This is a genomic window from Actinomadura rugatobispora, from assembly GCF_055379765.1.
This window is the reverse complement of record NZ_AP029191.1, coordinates 10569885-10583101: the sequence shown is the minus strand read 5'-3', so window position 1 is coordinate 10583101 and position 13217 is coordinate 10569885. Positions and strand designations below refer to the sequence as shown.

Annotated in this window: 12 protein-coding genes; 3 read left to right on the top strand and 9 right to left on the bottom strand. The window is 71.4% G+C overall.

Annotated elements, in window-relative coordinates; translation table 11 throughout:
- Positions 1-19: 19 nt before the first annotated feature.
- The 4 genes from ACZ466_RS47220 to ACZ466_RS47205 form a co-directional block, all read right to left on the bottom strand.
- The gene (locus ACZ466_RS47220) at positions 20-1678 is read right to left on the bottom strand and encodes a dipeptide ABC transporter ATP-binding protein (protein WP_378285006.1); all 1659 of its coding nucleotides are present in this window, start codon (positions 1676-1678) and stop codon (positions 20-22) included.
- A gap of 1 nt (position 1679) precedes the next feature.
- Positions 1680-2600 carry an ABC transporter permease gene (locus ACZ466_RS47215; RefSeq protein ID WP_378285005.1) on the bottom strand — a complete coding sequence of 307 codons (921 nt, stop codon included), beginning with the start codon at positions 2598-2600 and terminating at the stop codon, positions 1680-1682.
- A 4-nt stretch (positions 2601-2604) separates the two neighbouring features.
- Complete coding sequence (locus ACZ466_RS47210; RefSeq protein WP_378285003.1) at positions 2605-3606, bottom strand: ABC transporter permease; 1002 nt, start codon at positions 3604-3606, stop codon at positions 2605-2607.
- A 343-nt stretch (positions 3607-3949) separates the two neighbouring features.
- The gene (locus ACZ466_RS47205) at positions 3950-4738 is read right to left on the bottom strand and encodes an SDR family oxidoreductase (RefSeq protein WP_378285002.1); all 789 of its coding nucleotides are present in this window, start codon (positions 4736-4738) and stop codon (positions 3950-3952) included.
- Between the two features lie 420 nt (positions 4739-5158).
- Between ACZ466_RS47205 and ACZ466_RS47200 the strand changes: the two genes are divergently transcribed.
- Positions 5159-6430, top strand: a complete 1272-nt coding sequence (locus ACZ466_RS47200; RefSeq protein WP_378285001.1) for a Rieske 2Fe-2S domain-containing protein — start codon at positions 5159-5161, stop codon at positions 6428-6430.
- Positions 6431-6442: 12 nt separating this feature from the next.
- Positions 6443-7390, top strand: coding sequence for a PDR/VanB family oxidoreductase (locus ACZ466_RS47195; protein ID WP_378285000.1), 948 nt, complete (start codon positions 6443-6445; stop codon positions 7388-7390).
- 160 nt (positions 7391-7550) lie between these two features.
- Here ACZ466_RS47195 and ACZ466_RS47190 read toward each other — a convergent pair whose 3' ends face one another.
- Positions 7551-8102, bottom strand: a complete 552-nt coding sequence (locus ACZ466_RS47190; protein WP_378284999.1) for a VanZ family protein — start codon at positions 8100-8102, stop codon at positions 7551-7553.
- A gap of 307 nt (positions 8103-8409) precedes the next feature.
- On the opposite strand from ACZ466_RS47190, the gene ACZ466_RS47185 reads away from it, so the two are divergent.
- Positions 8410-8859 (top strand): VOC family protein, encoded by a 450-nt coding sequence (locus tag ACZ466_RS47185; protein WP_378284998.1) that lies wholly within the window; start codon positions 8410-8412, stop codon positions 8857-8859.
- On the opposite strand, the gene ACZ466_RS47180 is transcribed toward ACZ466_RS47185, so the two are convergent.
- From ACZ466_RS47180 to ACZ466_RS47165, 4 genes are all read right to left on the bottom strand, one after another.
- Positions 8835-10103, bottom strand: coding sequence for an ROK family protein (locus tag ACZ466_RS47180; RefSeq protein WP_378284997.1), 1269 nt, complete (start codon positions 10101-10103; stop codon positions 8835-8837). The two genes, ACZ466_RS47185 and ACZ466_RS47180, sit on opposite strands and share 25 nt — an antisense overlap.
- A gap of 111 nt (positions 10104-10214) precedes the next feature.
- Positions 10215-11207: a GDP-mannose 4,6-dehydratase gene (locus ACZ466_RS47175; RefSeq protein WP_378284996.1), complete on the bottom strand. Its 993-nt coding sequence runs from the start codon at positions 11205-11207 to the stop codon at positions 10215-10217.
- 44 nt (positions 11208-11251) lie between these two features.
- Positions 11252-12484 (bottom strand): class I SAM-dependent methyltransferase, encoded by a 1233-nt coding sequence (locus ACZ466_RS47170; RefSeq protein ID WP_378284995.1) that lies wholly within the window; start codon positions 12482-12484, stop codon positions 11252-11254.
- A gap of 138 nt (positions 12485-12622) precedes the next feature.
- Positions 12623-13174, bottom strand: a complete 552-nt coding sequence (locus tag ACZ466_RS47165; protein WP_378284994.1) for an NUDIX domain-containing protein — start codon at positions 13172-13174, stop codon at positions 12623-12625.
- Positions 13175-13217: the final 43 nt, after the last annotated feature.

The following is a 13217-nucleotide window of genomic DNA, read 5'->3' as shown; positions in this document are numbered from 1 at the left end:
TTTCTCGAATGGCGAAGGTTCACGTGACCCGGTGGGGCGTGGATCCGGGAATCGCGTCGACCAAACGCCGGGTGTAGTCCTGGCGGGGGGTCGTGAAGATCTGTTCGACCGGTGCCTCCTCGACGAGGACGCCGTTGTGCAGCACGCCCACCCGGTCCGAGACCAGCCGGATGACACCGAGATCGTGCGAGATGAACAGATAGGTCAGGCCGAACTCGGACTGGAGGTCCACGAGCAGCTGCAGGACCTGCGCCTGCACGGACACGTCGAGTGCCGAGGTCGGTTCGTCCAGCACGATCAGCTCGGGTCGCAGCGCGACCGCGCGCGCGATCGCCACGCGCTGGCGCTGGCCGCCCGACAGCTCGCCCGGCCTGCGCCGCAGGTAGGTCGTGTCCAGCCCGACCGCGGTCAGCGCCTCGGCCGCGCGGTCGAGGCGCTCGCCCTTGGCGCCCACCTTGAAGCCGTGCAGCGGCTCGGTGACGATCTCGGCGACGTCGAGCCTCGGATCGAGCGAGGAGTACGGGTTCTGGAAGACGTACTGGACGGCCCGGTTCAACCGGCGGCGCTCGGCGCGCCCGGCGTGCGAGACGTCGCGGCCGCGGTAGGCGATCGTGCCGCGGTCAGGCCGGTCGATCCCGGCGACGATCCGCGCGACCGTCGACTTGCCCGAGCCGGATTCGCCGACCAGGCCGTAGGTGGTCCCCTCGGCGATCGCGAAGCCGACGTCGCGGACAGCTCGCGTGACGGTCTTCCCCGACCTCGCGCCGCGGGTCACGTAGCTCTTGTCCAGCCCCTCCACCGTGACGAGGGGTTCCGCACCCGGCCGGTCGCGTACCGCACGGTCGGAGGTCGCGGTCAGCCGGCGGGCGGAGCGCGACGGGGCGGCCTCGAACAGCTGTCTCGTGTACGGGTGGTCGGAGGACGCGATGACCTCGGCGGTCCGGCCCCGGTCGACGACGCGGCCGTCCTGGAGGACCACGACCGAGTCGGTGCGCTGGGCGGCCACCGCGAGGTCGTGGGTGATGAGGATGACCGACAGGCCCCGGGCGCGGACGAGGTCGTCGAGCACGTCGAGGATGAGCTTCTGCACCGTGACGTCCAGGCCCGAGGTCGGTTCGTCGGCGATGATCAGCTCCGGTTCGCCGCCGAGGGCGATCGCGATGAGGACCCGCTGCCGCTGACCGCCGCTGAGCTGGTGGGGGTAGGCGTCGTAGACGCGTTCCGCGTCCGGCAGGCCCGCCTGGCCGAGCAGTTCGATCGACAGCGTCCGCAGCTCGCGCCGGTCCCGCCGGTGCCGGTGGAGCCGGACGGTCTCGTCGACCTGGTGCCCGACCCGCTTGACGGGGTCGAGCGCGATGTTCGGGTCCTGGGGGATGAACGCGATCGACCCGCCCCGGATCCGGTTCCACACCCGCTCGCTGCGGATCGCCAGCAGGTCCCGGTCGCCGAAGCGGGCGGTGCCCGAGCCGGTCACCGCGTTCCCGGGAAGCAGGCCCAGGAGGGTGCCCGCGATCGTCGACTTCCCGGCGCCGGACTCGCCGATCACGGCGAGCCGCTCACCGCGGCGCACCCGGAACGACACCCCCTTCACGGCCGCGACCAGATCCCGCGGCCGCACGTAGGAGACGTCCAGGTCCTCGACGTCGAGGACGATGTCGGCGGTGCTCTCCGCGGCCATGTCAGCGGACCCTCTCCACGAACTTGCTCACCCGGTTCGCCGAGACCACCACCAGCACGATCGCCAGGCCCGGCAGGGTGGTGAGCCACCAGGCGTAGGCGAGGTAGGTCCGGCCGTCCGAGACGAGGGAGCCCCATTCCGGCGTCGGCGGCGGCGCGCCGAAGCCCAGGAAGCTCAGGGCCGAGATCGACAGCAGCGCCGTGCCGAACTCGAGCGCGGCGAGCGCGATCATGGGCCCGGCGGCGTGCGGCAGGACGTGCCGGCGCAGGACGGTGGGCCAGCGCACGCCGGAGTGCACCGCGGACGTGACGAAGTCGGACTCCCGCACGCGCAGCACCTCGGCGCGCAGGACCCGGGTGAAGGTCGCGATCGACCCGACGCCGACGGCGACCGCGATGTTGACGGTGCCGAAGCCGATGCCGGTGACCAGCATCAGCGAGATCAGCAGTCCGGGCACGGCGAGGAAGATGTCGATCAGCCGGCCGACGATCTCGTCGATGACGCCGCCCAGGTAGCCGGCGAGCAGGCCGATCACCGCGCTGACGGCGAAGCCGATGGCGAGCGCGAGCAGCGCCGCGACGAGCGTCGTCCTGCTCCCGTGGACGAACCGTGACAGGAGGTCGCGTCCGAGGCTGTCGGTGCCGAAGGGATGGTCGAGCGAGGGCTGCGCGAGCTTGGCGGTCATGTCCCTGGCGTACGGGTCGTGGGGCGAGAAGAGCGCGGGGAAGAGGGCCCACAGGCAGACCGTGACGAGGACGAGTACCGCCAGCACCAGGCTGGGCTGGAGCAGCTGCGACAGCAGACCTCGCGCCCGCGCGCGTCGCAGCCACGAGGCGGAGCCTTCGCGGGCGACCGTGCGGCCGGGTTTCACGTCCGCGGTCTGCTGCCCGGTCGGCGCCTCGGCGAGTGTTCTTTCGGACATGGGTTCAACCGATCGAGATCCGAGGATCGATCTTGGGATAGACCAGATCGACCAGGAGGTTGGCCACCGCGTAGAGCACGGCGGAGAAGACGACGACGCCCTGCACCACGGGGATGTCCTGAAGGGTCACGGAACTCTGCATCAGGCGGCCGAGCCCCTGGCGCGAGAACACCGTCTCGACCACGACCGTGCCGGCGAGGACGCCCCCGATCGACATCCCGAGCAGGGTGGTCGCGGGGATGACGGCGTTGCGGAAGGCGTGCGTGAGCAGGATCCGCCGGTGCGGGACTCCCTTGGCGCGCAGGTGGTCGGCATAGGGCGAGCGGAGGTTGACGTACAGGCTCTTGGCGGTGACCTGGGCGATCCCCGCGCTGGCGGGGATCGCGATGGTGATCGCCGGGAGGACGAGATGCGCCGTGCTGCCGGTCCCGGCCGCGGGCACGATCTTCAGGCCGAAGGCGAAGGCCTGGACCAGCAGGAGGCCGACGAAGAAGGCCGGCAGGGACGAGAACAGCGGCGGCAGCGAGAACAGCAGGTTGCGCAGGAACGGGGTCCGGACCGCGTTGGCGGCCAGCGCGATGCCGAGGCCGAGGAACGTTCCCAGGACCAGGCCGGCCAGGCCGAGCTGGATGGTGCTCGGCAGCGCCTGCCCGATCACCTCGATGACGGGCCGCCCGGTGGCGGTCGAGGTGCCGAAGTCGCCTCTGACCGCGCGCCACAGGAGCGTCAGGTACTGCTCCAGCGGGGGGCGGTCGAGGCCGTAGCGGTGCTCGAGCGCGGCGACCGCCGCGCGGTCCGCGGCGGAATTGCCGCCGCTGATGTTGCGGAGCATGACCTCGGCCGAGTTGCTCGGTATGAGGAAGAGCAGCAGCCAGGTGATCGTGTACGCGGCCCAGACCACGAACACCGCGTAGTAGACGCGGCGGACGATGTAGCGGGCCTGCCCGCTCGCCTGACGCGGAGCGAGGCGGCCGCGGGCGCGGGCCCGCGTTTCCGTATCCGGCATTGCCCCGCCTCCATGTCGAAATAACGACATAATTGATCGGATGAGTAGGGAATAAGACAAGCGGGAGCGAGGCGTGCCGACCCGCCGCCACGGCGAACCGCGCCGGCACATCGACCTACCCGGACCGATCGGTCTTAGCGGGAAGTATTGGGCACCCGGCCGGGGCTGTCAAGCCTCGGAACGGCGTCCGGGACCGACCGGTCCGCCGTCGCGGTCCTGACGTGCGCGATCGCGCCGACGTCAGGACGGGGACGCCGTTCCCGTCCCGGCGCGGCGAACGCAGGTGGTCATCGCGGCGTGCGCGCCGCCGGCGGGACGCGGGTCACGAACGGGCGGGCACGGATCACCGGAAGAACTCCATGACCGCGTGCAGCTGCTGGTCGAGGACGTCGTAGCCGCCGTCCACCCGGATCACCTGGCCGACCGCCGCGCCGAAGCCGTCATCGGCCACCGACGCCACGCTCCTGGCGGCGTCCTCGGGGTCCATGACCCGGCCGAGCACCGAACGCTCCTCGGTGAACTTCCGCAGACCGTCGCCCAGCACCCCCGCGGTCGCGTCGGTCCGCACCGTCCCGAACGCGACCGTGTTGACCACGATCCCGTCCTGCGCGGCCTGTGCGGCCACATGGCGGCTGAAGGTGTTCAGCGCCGCCTTCGCGGTGGAGTGCGCGGCGACGCTGCCGACCAGGTCGGCGGCGGTGCTGGAGATGTACACGATCCGGCCCGCGCGCTGCCGCTGCATCGCGGGCAGCACGTGCTGGGTGAGGTGGAACGCCCCGGCCAGCTCCCCGCCGACCTTCCCGATGAACGCCTCCCAGGAGACCGAGAGCAGCGGCTCGAACGGCGGGTTCACGGTGTTGGCGTTGCAGATGAGCACATCGATGCGGCCATGGTCGGCGGTCACCCGCCGGACCAGCTCACCGACCTGGCCGGCGTCGCAGACGTCGGCCCGCCGCGCCTCCGCCGTCCCCCCGGCGGCCTCGATCTCATCGACCACACCCTGCGCGGCGGACGCGTTCTCCCGGTAGTTCACGACCACGTGATATCCCCGCCGCGCCATTTCCCGTGCGGTCGCCGCGCCGATTCCCCGGCCCGCCCCGCTGATCAACGCCACCCGCCGCGACTCGCCCATGTGCCCTCCTAGCGGCCGTACGCGCCGGCCGGTGAAAACCCTGTCCCGTCAAGCTAGGACGGGCGGGCCGCCGGTGTCCCTGCGGCCCTCCCACAGGTCCCGCCGCGAACCCTTGCGACCGGCGCCGCCTGATTGCAAAGTGGATACGCCACCGACCTGCGCAATGCGCGCCGTATTCACTTTCGTTCCGTCCCCCCGCACCGCCACGTCTCGTTTCACCAACGCACGCTCCCTGAATTCGGCAGTCAGCGGGATGCGCCGCGGCGACCATGTCGCCGCGGCCCGCCGAACGCGCTGACGACCGCAAAGCCGCCCGCGACCTCACGACCTCGCGCTGCCGATTTCCCCGTCGTCCCGACAACGGTGGCCGGGACGCTTCGGCCTGCCCGGAGGTCCGGGACCACAGCTGAGGAGATCGACATGACTGAACGATCCATTGTCGACACCGGTACCGGCTACGGCCGCAAGACTCCCTCATACGACGCGCGGCTGACCGAGGCCGGCCCGGGCACCCCCATGGGCGAGGCTCTGCGGCGGTACTGGCAGCCGATCGCCACCTCGGCGGCGCTCACCCCCGACGTGCCGCACCGCACGCGCGTCCTCGGCGAGGACCTGGTGGTGTTCCGCGATGGCCGGGGCCGTCCCGGCGTGGTGTTCGAACGCTGCGCCCACCGGGGCGCCAGCCTCTATTTCGGCCGTGTCGAGGAGGACGGCATCCGGTGCTGTTACCACGGCTGGAAGTTCGACGTCCAAGGGCACTGCCTGGCGCAGGCGGGCGAACCCGATCGCGGCCGCCGCCGCGACGCCGTCCGCCAGCCGTGGTATCCGGTCGAGGAGCGGTACGGTCTCGTGTTCGTCTACATGGGACCGCCCGACCGCAAGCCCGTCCTCCCCCGCTACGACTGCCTGGAACCCCAGGAGGAGGGCGAGAAGTACTACGCCGAGTGGCCGGTCCCCGGAATGAACGTGACCGGCCTTGTGCAGGATTTCAACTGGCTGCAGATCTACGAGAACGCGATCGACCCGGTGCACATCAACTGGCTGCACTCCCAGCACAGCGGATACCAGTTCCTGGGAACGGGGACCACCGGTTTCCCCGAGGACTTCTACGACCCCGACACCGTGGCCGACAGGGTCGGTTACGACCGGACCGAATTCGGGGCGAAGTACGGTATCCGCTTCCTGGACAAGGCGGAGAACGGGGTCCGGACCGAGCGCGTCTGGGGCGCGGAACTCCATCTGCCGAACGTCCTCGTGCTGCCGGACTTCGTGAAGCTGGCCCCTGACGCGAAGGCCGACATGCTGCTCTGGGTCATTCCGAGCGACGACACCAGCCACCGGTCGTTCTTCTCCATCCGTTCCAGCGATCCCGAGCGCCTGGACCGGTTCTTCTACGGCGTCAAGCAGAACGGCAAGGACCCATGGGAACTGACCGAGGAGGAGCAACAGCGCTTCCCCGGCGACGGTGAGGCGCAGCGGTCGCAGGGTGCGATCACGCTGCACTCCGAGGAGACCCTGGCGACCAGCGACCGCGGCGTGGTGATGCTCCGCCGGTTGCTGAAGGCGATGGTCGCCGATGTGGAGGCCGGTCGCGATCCGCAGGGTGTGAGCCTGGTCGATGTGCCGCCACGTCACACCGAGGCCGGCCTGTTCAGCACGTCCGCGGCGGCCGTGCCCGCGGCCGGACGCTGACGGGACGTGGCCGTGACGTGGACGGAGGCGGTGGTCGTCTCCCACTCCCCCGCCACCCCGGACATCGTCGTGATCGACCTCGCTCCGGCCGCCGGGGACGGTTTCCCGGCCTACACCGCCGGGGCGCACATCGATGTGCTGATCGCCCCGGGCCTGGTCCGCCAGTACTCGCTGTGCGGGCCGCCCGAGGGGGGCCGTTACCGCCTGGCCGTGCTGGACGGACCCTCCTCGCGCGGCGGATCACAGACGATCCACGGACTCAGGGTGGGCGACCGGCTGCGGATCTCGGCGCCGCGCAACCGCTTCCCCCTCGTCACGGCACGGCGGCATCTCCTGTTCGCCGGCGGGATCGGGATCACGCCCCTGCTGGCGATGGTGCGGCGGCTCGAGCACGAGGGCGGCGACTACGCGCTGCACTACTGTGCCCGCAGCCGCGACCGGGCCGCCTTCGTCGAAGAGCTGGCAGGCAATCCGCGGGTCGCCCTGCACTTCGACGAAGGGGACCCGGGCCAGCTGCTCGACATCGCCCGCGACCTGGGCGACCCGCAACCGGACACGGCCGTCTATGTCTGCGGCCCGGACGGGTTCATGGACTATGTGCTGGGCAAGGCCGAAGCGCTGGGCTGGCCGCCGCAGGCGCTGCACAAGGAACGGTTCGCCGCGGCGGCCCAGCCACCCGGGGCAGGGACGGGCGGCTTCACCGTGCGCCTGGCCTCCACCGGCGCCGAGTACCTCGTCCCGGACGGCAGCAGTGTGCTCGACGTGCTGCTGGAGAACGGTGTCGACGCGCCCTACTCCTGCCGGCAGGGCATCTGCGGGACGTGCGTCGTCCGGGTGCTGGCGGGCGACCCCGATCACCGCGACGACGTGCTCACCGACGACGAGCGCGCCGAAGGCATGTTCACCACGTGCTCGTCCAGGGCCCGCTCCCCCGTCCTGGAACTGGACCTGAACGGGTAAGGAGATTCGCGGCCGACGCCTCCCACGACGTCACAGTCCTTTCCCGATCGGCGGACCGACCATTGACGCGCTGTGGTCCATGCCTCCAGTGAAGACGGAGGACTGTTGCGGCGGCGTAGGCGATTTTCGATACGCCCGCGATACACCCGATCCCCGGCCATCAAGGAACCGCGGTGGAATCGGTCGACGACCGGTCGACCAGCCACCAGCGGAGCGATGCCAGGGCGGCCAGCCCGGCGCCGGCGGTGTTGAGCAGTACGTCGTCCACGGAGGACACCCGGTCCAGCCGCAGGACGTACTGCGCGGTCTCGACCAGGACCGAGCAGCCCGCCGCGAGCGCCAGGATCCGCGGTACCGACGCCAGCGCCGCGAACCGCAGCGGGGCGAAGAACCCCAGCGCCGCAAACACCGGCAGGTTGCCGACGACCTGGCCCGTGTTCATCGTGAGCAGGTCCCGCAGCGGTACCAGGCTCACGGCGGCGCCGCCCTCGTCGCCCGGCAGCATGATCATCCACACCCACGGCACCGTCCCGTAGACGATGCCCACCTCGGCCAGCGACGTCCGCCACGCCGGCGTGACGTCGGCGGCGCTCCGGCGGCGTGCCAGAGCCCACGCCGCCAGCGCGGCCACCGGCAGTGCGGCCACCGTGATGAGTACGACGCCGTTGATCGTGCCGACCCAGCCGTGCCACCCCGGCGTGCGCATCGGCATGGACAAGATCCTCAGTACCGCGCCGACGGGGCCGAATGCCGCGATCGCCGCACCGAGGATCGCCAGACCGACGAGCACGATCCTGCGCGTGCGACGGGCCGGGGCTGACGATGATGCGCTGTGGTCCATGCCTGCATTGAAGACGGAAGACCGTATCGCGGGTGTATGCGTTTTTCGATGCGCCCGTGACACACGCGGCGCGGTCCCGCGGAGAATCCGGGGGCATTCGTTACGCGGGCGAGGTCTCTCGACGACCTCCGCCGGGGAGGTGCCCGGTGAGCGTCCACGACCGCCGAAGGAGAGACCGATGGTGAACCGCGCTGACCTCCCCGCCCCCGAGCGGGGGCTGGTGATCACGCACTTCCTGACCGTGCGGGACGTCGCGGTGTCCCGCGACTTCTACGCGGGGATCCTCGGCGGGGAGGTGGTGCTGGCCGAGAACCCCGCGATCGTGCGGGTCGCCAACAGCTGGATCATCCTCAACCCCGGCGGCGGCCCGACGCCCGACAAGCCGGACATCGTTCTCAGGCCGCCCGAGCCGGGGGACCCGGTGTCGTCCTTCATCAACGTCCGCGTGGCCGACATCATGGCGTTCTACGAAGCCGCGCGGGCCCAGGGGGCGACCTTCGTGACCGAGCCGCTGGACCGCAAGGCCGAGATCCGCTGCTACCTGCGCGACCCGGACGGGTACCTCATCGAGATCGGCCAGGCGACGGGCATGCTGCGCGGCGTCTACGCCGACCCCTCCCCCAGCTGACGGGGGCGGCGTTCCAGGACGCCCAAGGGATCGCACAGCAGCGGGGCGAAGGCCAGCTCCGCGGCACCGCTCAGGCACGAGTCCTCGCCCAGGGCGGCGGTGCGGAGCTCGACGCGTTCCCGGGAGACGGGCAGGCTGCCCGCGTCCACCCGGGCGTGGATCCGCGCCGCCGCGCCCCGGTAGATCTCGCTGAGCACGCCGCCGAAGACCATGGCGCCGGGATTGAAGAGGTTGATCAGGTTGACCGCGCCGATCCCGAGCCAGTCGCCGGCCCGGTCCAGGGCCTGGCGGGCGGTCGCGTCACCGGCGGCGGCCGCGTCCACGACCGCCCGCACGCCGTCCCGGCCGACCGGCCCGCCGGCGCGCCCGGCCGCCTCCAGCAGCGCGGCCTCGCCCACCTCCGCCTCCAGGCAGCCGCGCGAACCGCAGTTGCAGGGGCGGCCGCCATGCGGATTGACGATCATGTGCCCGAGTTCGGCGCCGTAGCCGTCGTCGCCGTCCAGCAGCCTGCCGCCGACGATGACGCCGCCGCCCACGCCCACGTCCCCGTGCAGGTAGACGAGGTTGCGGCTGCCGGCGCCCGCGCCCCGCTCGTACTCGGCCAGCGCCCCGAGATGGGCCTCGTTGCCGACGGCCACGGGCAGCCCCAGGCCCAGCCGCCGGCCGAGCGCGGGGCCGAAGTCGAGGTCGGCCCATCCCATGTTCGGCGCCAGGCGCACCATCCCGTCCGCCGCCCTGACCAGACCGCAGAACGACGCGCCGACGCCCACGCACCCGGCGGCGCGCGGCGCCGCGTCCACGAGCGCGCCGCCGAATCCCGCCAGGACGCCGACCACCTCGTCGAGATCGGGATACCGGCGCCGCCGGACCGTCTCCCTGCGCTCCAGCACCGCGCCGCCGAGCCCCACCCTGGCGGCCACCAGCCGGTCCACCGCCACGTCGAACGCCAGCACGTACGCCCGGTCCCGCTCGGGGCACACCAGCCGCGAGGGCCGGCCCGCCCGCCCCGTCGCGGTGGCGGGCTCCTCCCGCACCAGGCCCGCCGCCGCGAGGCGCGCCGTCAGACCCAGGATCGTGCTGCGGTTGACCGCCATCCGGTCGGCGAGTTCGCTGCGCGACAGCGGGCCGTGCCGATGCAGCAGCCGCAGCAGCACTCCGAGGTTGCCGCCCCGCGCCGTCTCCGGCACCGCGCCCTGCGGCGCGTCGGCGGCAGCGCCTGCGTCCGACACCAGAGGCGACGACATCGGCTCCTCCTGACGACCGCGAATGCCGCCGACCGGCCAGGGCAGCTCGCCTGCGGCCCCGTCCGGGAACGTACTCCCCCATTCTGCAACGCGAGCGCTGGCCGCGCAGCCCTACGCGCGGCCCGTCGCCTCACGGCGCGCGGCGGCGAGATCGGCGTCGACCATCATCTCGACCAGGCCGCCGAAACCGATCCGGGGCGCCCACCCGAGCCGCGTCCGCGCCTTCGACGCGTCGCCTATCAGCACCTGCGCGTCCTCGGGGCGCGCGTGCCGCGGGTCGTACTGGACGTGCCCCTCCCAGTTGGTGATGCCGACGCGGGCGAAGGCGACGTCCAGGAGGTCCCTGACCGAATGGGACTCGCCGGTGGCGACCACGTAGTCGTCCGGTTCGTCCTGCTGGAGCATCAGCCACATCGCCTCGACGTAGTCGCCCGCGAAGCCCCAGTCCCGGCGCGCCTCCAGATCCCCGAGCACGAGCTTCTCCTGCAGGCCCAGCGAGATGCGGGCCGCCGCCCGCGTGACCTTGCGGGTCACGAAGTCCTCGGTGCGGCGCGGGCTCTCGTGGTTGAACAGGATTGCCGAGCAGGCGAACGCCCCGTACGACTCGCGGTAGTTGACGGTGATGTGGTGGCCGAACGCCTTGGCCGCCCCGTACGGGGAACGGGGACGGAACGCCGTGGCCTCGGTCTGCGGGGCCTTGCGGACCTTCCCGAACATCTCCGAGCTGGACGCCTGGCAGAAGCGCACCTTCGCCATGTCGCCGCCGGTGTGGATGCGGATGGCCTCCAGCATCCGCAGCACGCCGGTGCCGGTGATCTCGCTGGTGAGCTCGGCCTGCCTCCAGGACAGCCTGATCATGCTGATCGCGCCCAGGTTGTACACCTCGTCGGGCCGGGACCGCTCCAGCGCGCCGATGAGGCTCGGCAGGTCGCGCAGGTCGCCCTCCAGCAGCCGGATCGACGGAAGGGCCCGGCGCACGGCGGGCGCCTTCGGGTTGGCCTGGCCGCGGACCAGGCCGAAGACCTCGTACCCTCGCGCGGTCAAGAGCTCGGCGAGGTACATTCCGTCCTGGCCGGTGATCCCCGTGATGAGAGCGCGTGGCACTGGAACTCCTTCGTGTCCGGGTCCGGGGTCCGGGGACGGCGGCGTCACGGTGAACGCGTCGCCGCACCGGCGCCCACGATCTCCAGGTCGGGCAGCGGGAAGATCAGCCGGCCGCCGGCCTCCAGGTAGCCGCGTTCCCGTTCGATCAGCACGTCCCGGAAGAACCACGGCCCCACCAGCATGTACTCCGGCCGGTCCGCGCGGGCCTGCCGCTCGGAGATGATGGGCACGCCGACCGCGGCCATCCTCCGCCCCACCTTGGCGGCCTGGCGCTCCACGGCGAAGGGCAGGTCCTTCACCGTCAGGCCCGCGCCCTGCCAGATCGTCGCGCCCCGCGTGCTCGCGCCGTAGATGTAGCAGCGCTGCCCGGCCGCGTTGATCTCGTCGACGAGCCGGCGCAGGTCGCCGAAGGCCCGCGCGGCCCGCGCGGCGAAGTCCCGCCACACGGCGGGGTCCCGCAGTCCGTGCTCCTCCTCCCGCCGCCTGTGCCCGGCCACCGAGGCGCTGACGGGACGGCTCCCGCGACGCGACACCAGCGTGCGGAAGCAACCGCCGTTCACGCTGGTCACCTGCACGTCGTTGACCTCCAGCCCGTGCCTGCCGAGAAGGTCCTCCAGCGCGGTCAGCGACCAGTAGGTGAGGTGCTCGTGGCAGACGTTGTCCACGGCGCCGAGCTCCAGCATGGTGAGCGCGTAGTTCTGCTGGATCACCCAGACCCCGTCCGCCGCGAGCACCTTCAGGACGTCGGCGACGAACCCGTTGGGGTCGTCCAGGTCGTAGAACATCGAGATGCTCGTGATGACGTCGAAGGTCCGGTACCCCGCTCCGTCGCCGTCCCCGGCGAAGTGCCGCGGGCCGAAGAAGTCGACGACGACCCGGTCGGCGTGCCGGCGCGACTCCTCCGCGAACGGCGCCACCGGGTCGATGCCGACCCGGTGGACGCGCTCGGGCACGAACGACAGCAGGGTGCCGTCGTTGCATCCGATGTCCAGCCAGCGCAGCGCGCCGGGATGGGCCTTCAGCGCGTGGTCGACGATGTCGCGCAGGTCGTCGCGGATCGCCTCGTTGACGCCGGACCGGAAACCGTAGCGATCGTGGTACATCAGCTCGGCGGGGGTGGTGTCCCGCAGCTGCGGCAGCCCGCATTTCCCGCACAGCGTCAGCACCAGCGGCCACTTCGGCGGGCGGCTGTCGTCATCGCGGAAATCGCTGAGGTACTGGCTGCCCAGATCGAGGACCTCGATCATTTCGCCGGAGCGGCAGGAACGGCAACGCACGTGCGCCTCCGAGGGTCAACGTGTTCCCGGAAAGGTCTCCTTGAGCGGTCGCTCGCGCCCTCGCACGGCCGCGTGCGGCATGTCCGGCCCGTTCCACCCCGGAACGGCGGGCCCTCCGGGCGGCACCGCGCCGTTTTCTCAGTACAGGCCGGCGTTCCTCAATATGACGAGGAGGAAGGGATGGAGCAGTTCGGATTTCGCGGCTTCGAGTTCACGCAGTTCCGCGGGCGAGTACCACCGGATCCATTCATGGGTCCGGTCGGCGGCGGCGACGGCCTCGACATCGTCATCGGTGCACTCGTACCTCATCACCGTGATGACGGTCTGGAAGCCTGCCTCCTCGGGTGGAGCGGTCCTGCTGCCCCACATGACGTTGTAGACGTTGTCCAGCGCGAGCCGGTCCCGGTCCACCTGGAGGGCGATCTCCTGTTCGAGGACGCGCTCGGCGGTGCCGGCCAGTTGCTCGCCGGGTTTCATCCGCCGCCCGAAGACCCAGAACCTGCCGCGGAGCGGCACGTCCTTGCGGTAGCCGAGGAGGATCTCCCCCGCGGGCGAATGGACGATGACATCGACGTTGGCCTGTACCAGGTGGTCGAGCGCCCGGCCGTAATCGTCGAGCGGCAGGCCGAAGTCCGGGACGTCGCGCGGAAGGAAATCGTCTTCGACGAGTTCATGAATGGCAGGTCTCATCGCCGGACTCCTGGCTCGGGTCAGCCGTCGGTGGCGACGACCT